This window comes from Streptomyces sp. NRRL S-1813 (assembly GCF_000719605.1).
Taxonomy (GTDB): domain Bacteria; phylum Actinomycetota; class Actinomycetes; order Streptomycetales; family Streptomycetaceae; genus Streptomyces; species Streptomyces decoyicus.
Genome location: NZ_JOHB01000001.1, coordinates 680,321 through 694,687, shown reverse-complemented (window position 1 = coordinate 694,687; position 14,367 = coordinate 680,321). Strand labels below are relative to the sequence as shown.

Genomic DNA, 14,367 nt, shown 5'->3' with positions numbered 1-14,367 from the left:
CTTCTTCTTCTATTCGGTCTGGACGAGTTTACAAAGTGCCATTGGGCGCGTTGACAGAACAACCCGGAACGACCCTGAGCGGCCCCTGGGGCGCCCCTGATTTTCCCCTTAGGCATGGCCGCCACCGCGGGCGCCCGTTACCCCGCATCGCCCCGGACCGCCCCGCGACACCCCGCACTTCCCTGTGCGCCGCCCTGCCGTCGCGGAAGGTGCGGACGTGCGGGTCGACGAGCCCGAGGGAGCGATGGGCGCAGCCGGGCGGACGGGCCGATGGGGCGGCGGGGCGACGGGGCGGCGCGTCAATGCCGCTTTGCGAGGGGTGAGTTGGGGCGGGGTGGTTCCGGTGTCCCGTAGCGGCCTCCCCCGGCCCGGACCGCCGGGCCCCGCCCGCCCACCGTCGTCACGGATTGTGCTGAGTTGCGGACTCTCCGGGGCCTCTCTAGCGTGAGAAGGGAGCGAGACGAGCGGCACGGTGCGGCGCCAGAGAGCGGCGCACGGTTGCGGAAGCCGCACTCGCAGCCGGGGAAGGGTGCGACAGGCACCGCACCGGCGGGGCACAGGCCCCGACCCGTCCGTAGGTGACGCCCGGCACCTCACCCCGCAGGGATTCCCCTGAGACTCACCCCTTCGCAGGAGGAAGCACATGTTTCCGCAGTCGAAGTCCGCCAAATTCGGTTCGTTCGCCCTTTGTGTTCTGTCCGGTGTGCTGGCCGGGGCCGTCACGGCCGGCCCCGCTCTGGCCTCCGACGACGGTGAGGGCGAAACCTTCGCCGCACACGAGGCCCGTGTCGTCGCCGAGGAGGGGCTGGTGCTGCGAGCGGGGCCCAGCACCCAGTACCGCGCGATCGGTTCGGAGGAGTACGGGACGGTGGTGGGGATCGTCTGCCGGGTCAAGGGGGAGAGCATCGAGGGCAACCCGGTCTGGTACAAGCTCGGCGATGCCTCGTACGCCTGGTCCTCGGTGCGCGACATCGTGAACGACGGGGAGGAGCCCCGCTGGTGCTGAGGCGGGCCGTACGAGCCCGCGGAGGCTCGCCACGGGGGCTCGTACGCCGCACCTCGGGTCAGCGCCTCGGGTCAGCGCCTCGGGTCAGCGGGCTCGGGTCAGCGGGCTCGGGTCAGCGCGGCCTCAGGTTCATCGGCCCTCAGGTCATCGGAGCCCTCGGGCCCCCGCGCCAAGCCCCCTCGCGCCTCAGCCCGTCGCGAACTTGGCGACGTACTCGTCGAAGGGCTCGATGCCCACCTCCGCCCGCATGTCGTCCCTGCGCGCGGGGTCTTCACAGGGCCACGGGACAGGAGAACCCTCCTTGATGCCGGCGATCTGTGTGCCATAGACCTGCTTGCGGCCCTCGTTGACCAGCGTCCGGTCCCGCAGGAAGGCCAGCTCGCGCGGAGCGGCCGAGCCTGCCGCCACCGCCTGTTCCATGAGCCGGAGGGCACGCCGCTGCACATCGAGCTGCCGGTCGGCGTGCTGCGCGATCAGCCATGCGCCGCGCGCGGCGTCCTCGCCGACGAGCTCCGCCGTCGGCCGGCCGTACTCGTCCATGATCGGTGAAGCCGGTCGCCGTGCTGGGCGGTGAGGCGGCGCCAGGCCAATTGTTCCGCAGGGTTCTCACTGTTCGCACCGGGGGAGGTCTTCTGGTCCGCCTGAGCCATGCGGATGAGTTCCGCCGCTCATGCCGCCGTGCCGTTGTTGTGCGTCACTCTCGCTCCATGGTCTGCGCCGGTTCGGGTCCCTCACACCAGGGGCTCTTGGCACCACGAAGATCATTCCGATGAACGGTGACAGGCGGGGCCGTGAGCGGCGATACCGGATCTACGCCCGAAAAGAATGCCGGGAGAATGCGGCGCGGCGCGGTGACTCGGCCCGCAGCCGCCGGTGGCGTACTCACAGGTCTTTGCAGGTACGGGATACGCACCCCGACGCCCCGAACGTCGTATCCGACATAACGGAAATACCGGCTGCCGCTTGCTACGTTGCCAGGCATGACGGCAATGGCAAGGGCGACGGCCGCCGCGCGCCCGGCGGACACTCCCCCACCCTTGCCGCCACTGCCCAAGCGACGGGGCGTCGAACTGGCCCTCCTCGTAGGTGCCGTCTTCATCAGCGTCTGCGGGTATGTCGTCGTGGGGCTGGCCCGGTGGCATGCCCTGCCGGGTGGTGCGGTCCGCTACGGCGCCGGGCTCGGCGGGCTGGCGCTGCTCGCGCACCTTGCCGTGCGCTTCCGCGCCCCGTACGCCGATCCGCTGCTGCTGCCCACAGCGGTGCTGCTCAACGGGATCGGGCTGGTGCTGATCTTCCGGCTCGACCAGGACACCCCCGCCGACCACGCCGCACCCACTCAGCTGATGTGGTCGACCGTCGGCGTCGCGCTGTTCACCGCGGTGGTGGTGCTGCTGCGCGACCACCGCATGCTCCAGCGGTACGCCTATGTCTGTGCGGCCCTCGCGCTGGTGCTGATGGCTGCGCCGATTCTCTTTCCCGCCATCAACGGGGCGAAGATCTGGATCCGTTTCGCCGGCTTCTCCCTTCAGCCGGGCGAGTTCGCCAAGGTTCTGATCACCGTCTTCTTCGCGGGCTACCTTGCCGCGAACCGCGCCGCGCTGGCGCACACCGGGCGCCGGATGTGGCGGCTACGGCTGCCGACCGGCCGGGTGCTCGGGCCGATCGTCGCGATCTGGCTGATCAGCGTCGCCGTGCTGGTGCTCGAACGGGATCTGGGCACCTCGCTGCTCTTCTTCGGGATCTTCGTCGTCCTGTTGTACGTGGCCACCGGGCGGACCGGCTGGCTCGCGATCGGGCTGGTCCTGGCGGGCATCGGAGCGGCTGCCGTCGGCACCCTGGAGCCGCATGTGCACAGCCGGGTCGAGGACTGGCAGCATCCGTTCGCCGGCATCGCGGCGGGCAAGGGGCCCGGTCAGCTCGCCCAGTCGCTCTTCGCGTTCGCCGCCGGCGGGATGTTCGGCACCGGCCTCGGCCAGGGCCACTCGTATCTGATCGGCTTCGCCATGAAGTCCGACTTCATCCTGGCGACCTACGGCGAGGAGCTGGGGCTGGCCGGGCTGACCGCGCTGTTTCTGCTGTACGCACTGCTGGTGGCCTGTGGCTATCGTGCCGCGGTCGCGTTGCGGGACCCGTTCGGCAGTCTGCTGGCCGTGGGCCTCGCGGCGCTGCCCGCCCTCCAGGTCTTTGTGATCGCGGGCGGGGTGATGGGGCTGATTCCGCTGACGGGGATGGCGATGCCGTTTCTCGCGCAGGGCGGTTCCTCCGTCGTCACGAACTGGATCATCGTCGCGCTGCTGCTGCGGATCAGCAACCGGGCGCGGATGCCACGGCCGGAGGGCAGCAGTACGGCGGGGAACGGTACGGCGGGAAGCGGTACGGCGGGGAGTGCCGGTCCGGGCCACCGGGCACACGGCACCGGAGGCAGTCCGGCGCGCGCGGCCGGGGGCGGTGCCGCCGGCGACGGCAGGAGCAGTGCGGCGGATCTTCCCGCACACGGCACCGGGCTCGGGGCAGGCAGCTGGGTGGTCGGCTTCATGAAGCCGGCCCCGCCCCAGGCCCCCGATACGCAGGGCCGGCCACGGGCGCAGAACGCGCCGGCCCCGGCGCAGACCCGCCCCCCGGGGGCCCCACCGCCGGCCCCCGCCGATGACGCCCCCGCCCCGGAGGCCGGCCGTTGATCCGCTGCATTCGGCTGACCGCCGCCTTCTCCTTCCTTCTCCTGCTGGCGCTGCTGGTCAACGCCGCCCGGGTGCAGGTCTTCGAGGCGGAGGGCTACGGCGCCAGTCCGGCCAACCGCCGGGGGCCGATCGTCCGTTACGCGCAGCCGCGCGGTGCCGTGCTCGTGGCGGGCCAACCGGTCACCGGCTCCCGGGACAGCGGGGGACGGCTGCGCTACGAGCGCACGTACACCGAGGGGCCGCTGTACGCGCCGGTCACCGGCTACTCCTCGCAGACCTACGGGACCTCCCTGCTGGAGAGCGCCGAGGACGGCATCCTCTCCGGCGCCGACGACCGGCTCGCCACCTTCCCCTGGTGGGACCGGCTGACCCGCGCCCACCGGCGGGGCGGCAGCGTCCACACCACCATCAACCCCCGGATGCAGCACGCCGCGTTCGACGGGCTGGGGGACAAGAAGGGCGCGGTGGCCGCGATCGAGCCGCGTACGGGGCGGGTCCTGGCGCTGGTCAGTACACCCTCGTACGACCCGGGTGAGCTGTCCGGCAACGGCGCCGCGGTCGGCGAGGCCTGGCACCGGCTGAACGGCGCCGAGCGGCAGCCGATGCTCAACCGGGCCCTGCGGCAGACCTATCCGCCCGGCTCCACCTTCAAGGTGGTCACCGCGGCGGCCGCGCTGGAGAGCGGCAAGGTCACGGATATCGAGGCCCCCACGGACTCCCCCGACCCCTACCTCCTGCCCGGCACCGACACCCTGCTCGGCAATGCCGCGAAGGGCTGCGAGGACGCGCCGCTCAAGGACGCCTTCCGGGCCTCGTGCAACACCGTCTTCGCGCGGCTGGGGGCCGAGACCGGGCTCGACGGCATGGCCGATACGGCCCGGAGGTTCGGCTTCAACGACCGTCGGCTGCGCATCCCCTCGCCCGTCGCGCCGAGCAACTTCGATACCCGGATGGACGTCTCACAGGTCGCACTGTCCGCCATCGGGCAGTACGACACCGCCGCCACGCCGCTCCAGATGGCGATGGTCGCGGCGGTGGTCGCCAACGAGGGCCGGCTGACCGCGCCGTCGCTCGTGGACAAGGAGACCGATGCCCGGGGTGTCATGGTCGCGGGCGGCCCGCACCGCCCCACGCGCGAGGTGACCGGTCCGGGTACGGCCCAGCGGCTCCAGGAGATGATGGTCGACGTCGTCGAGCACGGCAGCGGGCGGCCCGCCGCGATCAAGGGCGTCACGGTCGGCGGCAAGACGGGCACCGCGCAGCACGGGGTGCACAACGAGGGCACGCCGTATGCCTGGTTCATCTCCTGGGCCAGGGCGAAGGACAGCTATGAGCCGGCCGTGGCGGTGGCCGTGGTGGTCGAGGACGCGGCGGCCGACCGTGCGGACATCAGCGGTGGGGGGAGTGCGGCGCCGATCGCGCGGGCGGTGATGGCGGCGGCGCTGGGCTGAGCTCTTGGCCTTGTGTCCGGGCGTGGGGTCACAATGGCCGTATGGCTGATGCGATCCCGTCCATGGAACCTGCTCCGCCCCCGTTGTTGTCCCTGGCCGAGGTGGAGGCGCTGGCCCGGCGCGCACACTCGGGGCAGACGGACAAGGCGGGCCGCCCGTATGCCGAGCATCTGGCCGCGGTCGCGTCGGGGGTACGCGAGCGCGGCGGCAGCGACGAGCAGATTGCCGCGGCCTGGCTGCACGACGCGGTCGAGGACGGGGCGCTGAGCCGGGAGTGGCTGGCGGGTGCGGCGCTGAGCGAGGCGGCCAAGGCGATGATCCTTGCGGTCACCAAGCGGGCGGATGAACCGGTCGAGGAGTACACGGCGCGCATTCTGGCCACGCCCGGGGCGCTGCTGGTCAAGGAGTCCGATCTCGCGCACAACGCCGATCCGGAGCGGCTGGCCGTACTGGATGTGCCGACGCGGGAGCGGCTGACGGCGAAGTACGCGCGGGTGCGGGCGCTGTTGGGGCTGTCCACGCCGTAACGGCCGCCGGGCCCCGGTCCGTCGGCGCCCCGCCCCCAGGGTCCGCACATCGGACACCTCCGCAGAAAGGTGTCGTACACAGCTACTCTGCGGCGATGAGCCCTACGCAGCCTTCGCCGCCCTGGGAGCCCCCGCCGTCCGCGCCCTCTCCCGCGCGGACCGCACCGCAGCCGGCCCCCGAAGCATCCGGCGTGATCGCCGCCCTGGAGGGCATCGGCATCCGCCGGTACACCACCGGCCAGGTCATCCTCGACGCCGTCGACTGGAGCGTACGGTCCGGTGAGCACTGGGCGCTGCTGGGTGCGAACGGCGCCGGCAAGACCACCGTCCTGCGTCTCATCGGGGCGCTGATGTTCCCCACCGTCGGCACCGTCGAGGTGCTCGGCCACCGGCTGGGGTCGGTGGACGTCCGCGAACTGCGCGCCGTCATCGGTCTGGTCTCCGGCGCGCAGAAGGTGCCGCAGGACGCGACGGGCCACACGGTCGTCCTGACCGGCGCGACCGGCACCGTGCAGCCGCTGTGGCGCAAGTACGACGAGGCGGCCCGTGAGCGGGCCCATGAGCTGCTCGCCGAGCTGGACTGCAAGGAGCTGGCGGAGCGGCCGTTCGGGGTGTGTTCGGGCGGCCAGCGGGCCAGGGTCCTGATCGCCCGCGCGCTGATGGCCGACCCCCGGCTGCTGCTCCTCGACGAGCCGTTCAACGCGCTCGATCTGCCCTCCCGGGAGGACCTGATCGATGCGCTGCACCGGCTTGCCCTGGACCGCCCGGAGTTGGCGACCGTGACGGTCACCCACCATCTGGAGGAGCTGTCCCCGTCCATCGGCCACGCCCTGCTGCTGCGCGACGGCCGGGTGCAGGCGCGCGGACCCGTGGACGAGGTGCTCACCGGAGAGCGGATGACCGCCTGTTTCGGCCGCCCCATCGAGGTGTCCCGGCACGAGGGACGGTGGCTGGCCCGGTCCGGCAGGCGGTAGCTCCCGGGGGCCGGTCCGGCAGGCAGTGGCTCCCGGGGGCCGGTCCGGCAGGCGGTGGCTCCCAGAACCCGGCTTGCTTCTCGGGGCGTCCGCCGCAGAGGTCGCGGCGGGCGCACGCTACGCCTCCCCGACCGCGTCCCGCACTCCGTTCAGGAACCGCCGGACGGCCGCCTGTTCCCCGGCCTCGAAGGTGGCGAGCAGGGCGAGCGTGCGGTCGATCAGCGGGCCGAAGAACGACTGGCCCAGGGCGACCGCACGCGCGTCGACCTCCAGCAGGACACGGCGCCGGTCGCGGGTGTCGCGGACCCGCCGGATCAGGCCGAGCCGCTCCAGACGGTCGATGAGTGCCGTGGTGCCGGCGGAGTTCAGGCCCAGCCGCTCACCGAGCCGGCCGGGGGTCGACTCGTCGCCGGCGCGGGCCGCGTCCAGCAGGCTGATCAGGGCCCGGAGGTCGGTGGGATGCAGGCCGTTGCGGCCCGCGAACTGCGCTCCCGCGACGTCGAGTCGCAAGGTCACCTCACGCAGCAGATGGACCAGGTCCATCCCCTCCGGTTCGCCCGGTTCCTGCCGATCCGCCATGCGTCGTCGCCTCTCTCCGGGACTCTCTGTCCGGGCTCATGCAGTTCTTTCCCGGACACCCGCATTATTACCTCGCCCAGCGAGATACTTGCCGAACGAGCGAGATACCGCGCCTCGCTCACCGCCTGTTCCCGTTCCGGAGGTGCACCATGACAGCAGACTTCTCTCCGCACGCTCCCGGGCCCGGCCCCACCGCCGCCTTTCGTGACGCCTATGAGCAGGCCATGGCGCTGTGGCCGGTTCCGGTGGAACGGCTCGATCTGGCATCGGAGTTCGGCAGCACCCGGGTCACCGTCTGCGGTCCTGCCGGCGCCCCGCCGCTGGTACTGCTGCACGGCGGAGGCACGACCTCGGCCATCTGGTACGCCCATGTTGCCGCGCTCGCCCGTACGCACCGGGTCCATGCCGTGGACCAGATCGGCGCGCCGGGGCTCAGCGTGCACGCCGGGCGTCCGCTGCGGCGGCCGGAGGATCTGTTCGCCTGGCTCGACGGTGTGCTCGGGGGGCTCGGCCTGGAGTCGGCCGCCCTGCTCGGGCACTCGTACGGCGGCTGGCTCGCGCTGAGTTACGCGGTGCATGCCGCCGGTGGAAGCGCCCGCTCCTCCGGACGGCCCCGGGTGCGGGTGGAGCGGCTGGTGCTGCTCGATCCGACCCAGTGTTTCGGCGGGTACCGGCCGTCGTACCTGCTGCGCGCGCTGCCGCTGTTCGTACGGCCCGGCGAGCGGAGCACCCGGCGGTTCCTGGCGTGGGAGACGCGGGGTACGCCGCCCGCACCGGAACTGGTGCGGCTGATGGGCCTGGGCGCCGCCGAGTTCCGCGCCGCGAAAGTGATCACGGGGCCGCGCCCGGACGCCACGGGGACGGCGGGAGCGGCGGTGCCGGCCCTGGTGCTGCTGGCGGAGCACAGCCGGGCGCACGACCTGCGGCGGGTCGCCGCGCGGGCCGCGCGGACGCCGGGCGTACGGACCGGGACCGTGCCGGGCGTCGGCCACCACTCCATGCCGTACAGCCACACCGACGAGCTCGGCCGCCAGGTGCTCGGCTTCCTGTGTCCATGACCGGGGCCCTCCATGCGGCGGCGCCCGGCGGCCCGGTGGTCCGCCCCGGCGCTCAGTCCCCGTCGGCGCCCTCCGCGACGGCGGCCGCGACCTCTGCCGTACGGGCCTCCTCCTCGGCCGCGAAGCGCTCCGCGTCGAGCTGTTCGGCGAGCTCCTCGTCCTGGGCCATCAGCAGATCGAGGTTGGAGTCGCCCATCTCGAAGACACCCATGTCCACATAGGCGCGCTGGAGGCGTTCGCCCCACAGGCCGATGTCCTTCACACAGGGCACGATCCGGCTGAAGAGCAGCTTGCGGAAGAGGTGCAGGAATTCGGAGTTCTCGGTGAATTCGGCGGCTTCGTCATGCGGTATGCCGAAGTTCTCCAGGACTTCCAGGCCGCGCAGCCGGTCGCGCATCAAATAGCAGCCCTCGATGACGAACTCCTCGCGTTCGCGCAGTTCGGCATCGGTGAGCTGCTTGTAGTAGTCGCGCAGGGCCATGCGGCCGAAGGCGACATGGCGTGCCTCGTCCTGCATGACGTACGCGAGGATCTGCTTCGGCAGCGGCTTGGTGGTGGTGTCGCGGATCATGCCGAAGGCCGCCAGCGCCAGGCCCTCGATCAGCACCTGCATGCCGAGGTACGGCATGTCCCAGCGGGAATCCTCCAGGGTGTCGGAGAGCAGCGCCTGGAGATTGTCGTTGACCGGGTAGAGCATCCCGATCTTCTCCTGGAGGAAGCGGCTGTATATCTCGGCGTGCCGCGCCTCGTCCATGGTCTGGGTGGCGGAGTAGAACTTCGCGTCGAGGTCGGGGACCGATTCGACGATCCGTGCCGCACAGACCATGGCGCCCTGTTCACCGTGCAGAAACTGGCTGAACTGCCAGGAGGTGTAGTGCCGGCGCAGTTCGCCGCGATCCTTCTCGGTCATTTTGTCCCAGTACTTGGTGCCGTACAGGGACATGGACTCGTCGGGGGTGCCGAGCGGGTCGTGGGGGTCGACCTCCTGGCCCCAGTCGATCCGCAGGGTGGCGTCCCACTGCTTGTCCTTGCCCTTCTGGTAGAGGGCCAGCAGCCGGTCGCGTCCGTCGTCGTAGTCCCAGCTGAAGCGTGCCGCACCGGACGCGGGCACCTTCCACACGCGGTCGCCTGGGTCCTGCACATAGAGATCTCGGATCGACACGGACGCCTCCTCGGCTCGCCAAACGCCTTGTCATGGGCGGTCGTTGGCAGGCTCACACGCTTCTTACCGACGGGTCAATAAGTCGCGCACAGGGGATTGACGTCCTTGCTGACACGCAGTCTCATAAGAGATGACCGCGGGCAGGCCCTGACCACTAGCGAGGTAGCCACAGCCATGACGAGCGCGCCCACCGCAATGACCGTGACGGACACCGAAGTCCTGCGGGACGCCCTCGGTCTGCTCAAGGACCGGGAACAGGTCGCCGAGCGGTTGCTCGACTCCTCCGCCAAGCACTCCTTCGACCCCGACGCCGAACTCGACTGGGACGCGCCCCTCGAAGAGGGCAAGTGGTTCTGGCCGCCGGAGCTGGTCTCGCTCTACGACACCCCGCTGTGGAGGAAGATGTCGACGGAGCAGCAGCAGGACCTCTCCCGCCACGAGGCCGCCTCGCTCGCCTCGCTGGGCATCTGGTTCGAGATCATCCTGATGCAGCTGCTCGTACGGCACATCTACGACAAGCCGGTGACCAGCGCGCACGTCCGCTACGCCCTCACCGAGATAGCCGACGAGTGCCGGCACTCCAAGATGTTCGCGCGCATGATCCAGAAGGGCGGCGCACCGGCCTACCCGGTCTCCCGGCTCAACCACAGCCTCGCCCGCGTCCTCAAGACCATCTCCACCACTCCGGGTTCGTTCGCCTGCACCCTGCTCGGCGAGGAGATCCTCGACTGGATGCAGCGGCTGACGTTCCCGGACGAGCGGGTGCAGACCCTCGTGCGCGGGGTGACCCGTATCCACGTCGTCGAGGAGGCCCGGCATGTGCGCTACGCCCGCGAGGAGCTGCGCCGCCAGATGGTCACCGCGCCGCGCTGGGAGCAGGAGCTGACCCGTATCAGCTCCGGCGAAGCGGCCCGGGTCTTCTCCGTCGCCTTCGTCAATCCGGACGTCTACGCCAATGTGGGCCTGGACAGGCGCGAGGCCGTCGCCCAGGTCAAGGCCAGCGGCCACCGCCGCGAGGTGATGCAGTCCGGCGCCCGGAAGCTGACCGATTTCCTGGACGAGATCGGCGTACTGCGCGGGATGGGCCGCAGGTTGTGGCGCAGCTCGGGACTGCTGGCCTGAAGCCCCCGGCATGAACCCCCTACGCCCCGAGCACCTGTGCGAGGCGGAACCCGGGGCGGTTACGCTGCTGTTCATGAACGGCAGCGGCACCGCCCCAGCAGTACCCCGACCCGCCTACCGCAGGCTGAGCGTCGAGCAGCGCCGCAGCCAACTCCTCACCGCCGCGCTGAACCTGTTCGCCCAGCGCGCGCCCGAGGATGTCTCCCTGGACGATGTCGCCCTCGCCGCCGGGGTCTCGCGGCCGCTGGTCTACCGCTACTTCCCCGGCGGCAAGCAGCAGTTGTACGAGGCCGCGCTGCGCAGCGCGGCCGACATCCTGGAGCGCTGCTTCGCCGAGCCGGAGACCGGACCGCTCACCCGGCGGCTGTCGCGCGCGCTGGACCGCTATCTGGCCTTCGTCGACGAGCACGACGCGGGGTTCAGCGCGCTGCTCCAGGGCGGCAGCGTCGTGGAGACCACCCGTACGTCCGCGATCGTGGACGAGGTGCGGCGCGCCGCGGCCGACCAGATCCTGCGGCATCTGGGCGAGCCGGAGCCGGGCCTGCGGCTGCGGATGACCGTCCGCATGTGGATCACCGCCGTCGAGGCCGCCTCACTGATCTGGCTCGACGAGGACAAGCAGCCGGCCCTCGACGAGCTGCGGGACTGGCTGGTCGACCACTTCGTCGCGCTGCTGACCGCCACCGCGGCCACGGACCCGCAGACCGCGCGGGTGACCCGGGCGGCGCTGAAGCTGGAGACCGCCGACGGCCCGGCCGGCGAGCTGGCCCGCCGCATCCTGCCCGTCGTGAGCGACGCCGCGCATCTGCTGTGACCGGCCGCCCGGCCGTGGTGGTGTGACACTGAGGGCGTGAGAAGCGAGAACACCCTCTTCGTCGGCGGCCCGCTGGACGGCCGGGTACTGCCCGTACTGGTCGGCATGACCGGCCAGCCGCCCAAGACGTACGAGGTCCCGGTACCGCACGACGACGACCGGCCGCCGACGGTGCATGTCTACCGGCGCGTCCCCGGACGGGTGGGACGCCTGGGCCTGCCGAGCGGCTGGAAGTACGAATACGACCCCGAGGGGAAGACACCGGGCGCCGGTCTCAAGTGGCCCTGGCGAAAGCCCCGCTGACCACCGGAGAGCCGCAGAGACTCACCGGCCGCCACCACATCACCCCATCCCCCACCAGGGACAGCCGCGGCAACCACGTGAGGGGGCGGGCCCCCGCCACCACAACGAAGCCCGCGCCGCGGCGGCAGCCCGCAAAAGCACCCCTCCCCGCCGCAGGCGGGGAGGGGTGCCGCACCCACAAACGTGGGAGGGAAAGCCCCCGTCGCAAGCGGTTTTCAGCCCGTCAGCGACGCCAGATACGCGTTCGTCTTCTCCGGGTCGTAAAAGAAGTTCTCGAAGTCGGACGGGTCGTTGAAGCCGTTGGCGAAGCGGTCGGCGACGGGCTGGAGCTGGCCGGCCGCGCCGATGAGGTTCAGGATGTGCTCCGGCGGCGGCGCCAGCATCGCATTCGTCCACTTGGTGACGTGCTGGGCGGTGTTCCAGTAGCGGTCGAAGGCGGTCTGCATCCAGTCCGCGTCGAAGGGCTGGTCACCGCGCTCGACGATGGAGGCCAGGTAGGAGGCGGCGCACTTGGAAGCCGAGTTGGAGCCCTGGCCGGTGATCGGGTCGTTGGCGACCACGACATCGGCGACGCCGAGGACCAGACCGCCGGAGGGCAGCCGGCCGATGGGGTTGCGCACGGTGGGGGCGTAGCGGCCGGCCAGCGTGCCGTTGGCGTCGGTCAGTTCGACCTTGGTGGAGCGCGCGTACTCCCAGGGCAGGAACTTCTCCATCAGCTCCAGCGTCAGGGCGAGGTGCTCGTTGGGGTCCTTGACGCCCTGGAAGACGTCCAGCGGACCGCCTGGGATGCCCTCCCAGAAGAGGATGTCGGCGCGGCCGGAGTTGGTGAGGGTCGGCATGACGAACAGCTCGCCGACACCGGGCACCAGGTTGCAGCGCACCGCATCGAACTCGGGGTGCTCGGGGCGCGGGCCCATGCCGTGCACGTAGGAGACGGCGAGCGCGCGCTGCGGAGCGTCGTACGGGGAACGGGAGGCGTCCCGGCCGAACATCGACACCAGCTCGCCCTTGCCGGCCGAGACCAGCGTCAGGTCGTAGCGGCTCGCGAAGAAGTCCAGGTCGGAGACGGCAACGCCGTGGATGACGAGCTGGCCGCCGCGCTGCGCGAAGGTCTCCATCCAGCCGGCCATCTTCACCCGCTGGTCGACGGACTGGGCGTAGCCGTCCAGCTTGCCGACCCAGTCGATGGCGCGCTGCGATCCCTCGGGCGCCTCGTGGCTGCCGGGCGCGGCGACCGAGACGCCGAGGCCCTCGATGCGCGGGGCCTGGTTCTCCCAGAAGTTGATCTGGAGGTCGCGCTCGTGCTGGAGCGCGGTGTCGAACATGCACTGCGTCGACATGACCCGGCCGGCGCGGATCTCGTCGGCGGTGCGGTTGGACATGAGGGTGACCTCATAGCCCTGGGTCTGGAGGCCGAGGGCGAGCTGGAGACCGGACTGGCCGGCTCCCACGATGAGTATTTTCCGCATGGCGGCACTCTTCTCTGCTACTGCTACTGCTGGTGTTCGGGGTGAAGTGGGGGGTGCGGGGCAGCCCCTGTGAGGGGGTGAGGGGGCGGCCCCTGGGGGCCGGGACCCCCCAACAGGGGCCGGTTACTCGGGCGTGGTCTCCAGGGCGTGGCCGACCAGCGCGAGCAGCGACTCGATCACCGTGACCCGCTTCCGCGCGTCCATGATCACTACGGGCACGTGCGGCGGCACGGTCAGCGCGTCGCGGACGTGCTCGACGGCGAAGGCCTCGGTCCCCTCGAAGTGGTTGACCGCGACGACATACGGCAGCCCGCAGCTCTCGAAGTAGTCCAGTGCCGGGAAACAGTCCTCCAGACGCCGGGTGTCGGCCATCACGATCGCGCCGATCGCACCGCGCACCAGGTCGTCCCACATGAACCAGAAGCGCTGCTGTCCGGGCGTGCCGAACAGGTACAGCACCAGTTCCTGGTCGAGGGTGATCCGCCCGAAGTCCATCGCGACCGTGGTCGTGGTCTTCTCCGGGGTGGCGGTCAGATCGTCCGTGTCCGCGCTGGCCTGTGTCATCACCGCCTCGGTCTGGAGCGGGGTGATCTCCGAGACCGATCCGACGAACGTGGTCTTGCCGACGCCGAAGCCGCCCGCCACCACGATCTTGGTGGCGATCGGCGCCCGCGAACGGTCGGTCTGCCAGCTCTGTAGCCCCGCGTCGGTGGCCGTGGCCACCGGGTCGGACGGGCTCACGGAACCAGGGGGCGCCGTCGGCCCGGCCGATATCGTGTCAGAGCCTGTGAAGTCCACTCAGCACCCTTTCGAGCAGCGCGCGGTCGGGCCGGCCGGAGCCGTGCCCGGTGCCGTAGACGCGAATCTTTCCCTGGTCGGCGAGGTCGCTGAGCAGTACGCGGACCACACCCAGCGGCATCTTGAGGAGCGCGGAGATCTCCGCGACCGAGCGCATCCGGCGGCACAGCTCGACGATCGCGCGCATCTCCGGCATCACGCGGTCGCCCCAGCCGCCGGACGTCAGCTCACGCCGCTCCTCGGGCGCCTCCAGCGCGGCCACGAACGTCTCGACGAGCAGGACATGGCCGAATCGCGTGCGGCCGCCGGTGAGCGAGTACGGCCGCACGCGCGAGGGTTTCCGGTCCCCGCCGCGTACCGGGAGTTTGCGGGTGCTGCTCATGCCGAAACCTCGCTTCGCCCGCCCTCGCACGCGCGCGACGCGCA

At 71.2% G+C, this 14,367-nt stretch carries 14 protein-coding genes and 1 pseudogene; 9 read left to right on the top strand and 6 right to left on the bottom strand.

The annotated features are described in order from the left end of the window. Positions 1-643: 643 nt before the first annotated feature. A complete protein-coding gene (locus IF67_RS0103215; RefSeq protein ID WP_030981851.1) occupies positions 644-1,006 on the top strand; it encodes an SH3 domain-containing protein in 363 nt (120 codons plus the stop codon). A 186-nt stretch (positions 1,007-1,192) separates the two neighbouring features. Here IF67_RS0103215 and IF67_RS38740 read toward each other — a convergent pair. Further along, a pseudogene (locus IF67_RS38740) lies at positions 1,193-1,656 on the bottom strand (DUF6624 domain-containing protein). A 339-nt stretch (positions 1,657-1,995) separates the two neighbouring features. Here IF67_RS38740 and IF67_RS38735 point away from each other — a divergent pair. The 4 genes from IF67_RS38735 to IF67_RS0103190 all read left to right on the top strand — a co-directional run bounded on the left by IF67_RS38735 (position 1,996) and on the right by IF67_RS0103190 (position 6,636). Further along, positions 1,996-3,684: an FtsW/RodA/SpoVE family cell cycle protein gene (locus IF67_RS38735; protein ID WP_420708601.1), complete on the top strand. Its 1,689-nt coding sequence runs from the start codon at positions 1,996-1,998 to the stop codon at positions 3,682-3,684. Next, positions 3,681-5,135 (top strand): penicillin-binding transpeptidase domain-containing protein, encoded by a 1,455-nt coding sequence (locus tag IF67_RS0103200; protein ID WP_030981846.1) that lies wholly within the window; start codon positions 3,681-3,683, stop codon positions 5,133-5,135. Before IF67_RS38735 ends, IF67_RS0103200 begins: the two co-directional genes overlap by 4 nt. 41 nt (positions 5,136-5,176) lie before the next feature. Further along, entirely contained in the window at positions 5,177-5,662 is a 486-nt protein-coding gene (locus IF67_RS0103195; protein WP_234340955.1) for an HD domain-containing protein, read from the top strand. A 191-nt stretch (positions 5,663-5,853) separates the two neighbouring features. Then, entirely contained in the window at positions 5,854-6,636 is a 783-nt protein-coding gene (locus IF67_RS0103190; protein WP_030981842.1) for an ABC transporter ATP-binding protein, read from the top strand. Positions 6,637-6,753: 117 nt separating this feature from the next. Here the strand turns inward: IF67_RS0103190 and IF67_RS0103185 are convergent, their stop codons facing one another. Further along, positions 6,754-7,215, bottom strand: a complete 462-nt coding sequence (locus IF67_RS0103185; protein WP_030981839.1) for a MarR family winged helix-turn-helix transcriptional regulator — start codon at positions 7,213-7,215, stop codon at positions 6,754-6,756. A gap of 149 nt (positions 7,216-7,364) precedes the next feature. Between IF67_RS0103185 and IF67_RS0103180 the strand changes: the two genes are divergently transcribed. Then, positions 7,365-8,273 carry an alpha/beta fold hydrolase gene (locus IF67_RS0103180; RefSeq protein WP_030981837.1) on the top strand — a complete coding sequence of 303 codons (909 nt, stop codon included), beginning with the start codon at positions 7,365-7,367 and terminating at the stop codon, positions 8,271-8,273. A gap of 52 nt (positions 8,274-8,325) precedes the next feature. On the opposite strand, the gene IF67_RS0103175 is transcribed toward IF67_RS0103180, so the two are convergent. Continuing rightward, on the bottom strand, positions 8,326-9,435 hold the full coding sequence (locus tag IF67_RS0103175) for a ferritin-like domain-containing protein (protein ID WP_030981835.1): 1,110 nt from the start codon (positions 9,433-9,435) through the stop codon (positions 8,326-8,328). A gap of 174 nt (positions 9,436-9,609) precedes the next feature. On the opposite strand from IF67_RS0103175, the gene IF67_RS0103170 reads away from it, so the two are divergent. From IF67_RS0103170 to IF67_RS0103160, 3 genes are all read left to right on the top strand, one after another. Then, positions 9,610-10,557 carry an AurF N-oxygenase family protein gene (locus IF67_RS0103170; RefSeq protein WP_030981833.1) on the top strand — a complete coding sequence of 316 codons (948 nt, stop codon included), beginning with the start codon at positions 9,610-9,612 and terminating at the stop codon, positions 10,555-10,557. 73 nt (positions 10,558-10,630) lie between these two features. Further along, entirely contained in the window at positions 10,631-11,371 is a 741-nt protein-coding gene (locus IF67_RS0103165; protein WP_051817579.1) for a TetR/AcrR family transcriptional regulator, read from the top strand. Positions 11,372-11,407: 36 nt separating this feature from the next. Further along, positions 11,408-11,674: a hypothetical protein gene (locus IF67_RS0103160; protein ID WP_030981830.1), complete on the top strand. Its 267-nt coding sequence runs from the start codon at positions 11,408-11,410 to the stop codon at positions 11,672-11,674. A gap of 215 nt (positions 11,675-11,889) precedes the next feature. Here the strand turns inward: IF67_RS0103160 and IF67_RS0103155 are convergent, their stop codons facing one another. The 3 genes from IF67_RS0103155 to IF67_RS0103145 all read right to left on the bottom strand — a co-directional run bounded on the left by IF67_RS0103155 (position 11,890) and on the right by IF67_RS0103145 (position 14,323). Further along, complete coding sequence (locus tag IF67_RS0103155) at positions 11,890-13,143, bottom strand: styrene monooxygenase/indole monooxygenase family protein (protein WP_030981828.1); 1,254 nt, start codon at positions 13,141-13,143, stop codon at positions 11,890-11,892. A gap of 123 nt (positions 13,144-13,266) precedes the next feature. After that, positions 13,267-13,884: a GTP-binding protein gene (locus IF67_RS0103150; protein ID WP_037838625.1), complete on the bottom strand. Its 618-nt coding sequence runs from the start codon at positions 13,882-13,884 to the stop codon at positions 13,267-13,269. A 37-nt stretch (positions 13,885-13,921) separates the two neighbouring features. After that, complete coding sequence (locus IF67_RS0103145; protein WP_030081174.1) at positions 13,922-14,323, bottom strand: DUF742 domain-containing protein; 402 nt, start codon at positions 14,321-14,323, stop codon at positions 13,922-13,924. Positions 14,324-14,367 lie beyond the last annotated feature (44 nt).

Coding starts and splice junctions, on each gene's coding strand:
- IF67_RS0103215 (WP_030981851.1), top strand. CDS start 644: ATGTTTCCGCAGTCGAAGTCCGCCAAATTCGGTTCGTTCGCCCTTTGT.
- IF67_RS38735 (WP_420708601.1), top strand. CDS start 1,996: ATGGCAAGGGCGACGGCCGCCGCGCGCCCGGCGGACACTCCCCCACCC.
- IF67_RS0103195 (WP_234340955.1), top strand. CDS start 5,177: ATGGCTGATGCGATCCCGTCCATGGAACCTGCTCCGCCCCCGTTGTTG.
- IF67_RS0103185 (WP_030981839.1), bottom strand. CDS start 7,215: ATGGCGGATCGGCAGGAACCGGGCGAACCGGAGGGGATGGACCTGGTC.
- IF67_RS0103180 (WP_030981837.1), top strand. CDS start 7,365: ATGACAGCAGACTTCTCTCCGCACGCTCCCGGGCCCGGCCCCACCGCC.
- IF67_RS0103170 (WP_030981833.1), top strand. CDS start 9,610: ATGACGAGCGCGCCCACCGCAATGACCGTGACGGACACCGAAGTCCTG.
- IF67_RS0103165 (WP_051817579.1), top strand. CDS start 10,631: ATGAACGGCAGCGGCACCGCCCCAGCAGTACCCCGACCCGCCTACCGC.
- IF67_RS0103155 (WP_030981828.1), bottom strand. CDS start 13,143: ATGCGGAAAATACTCATCGTGGGAGCCGGCCAGTCCGGTCTCCAGCTC.
- IF67_RS0103145 (WP_030081174.1), bottom strand. CDS start 14,323: ATGAGCAGCACCCGCAAACTCCCGGTACGCGGCGGGGACCGGAAACCC.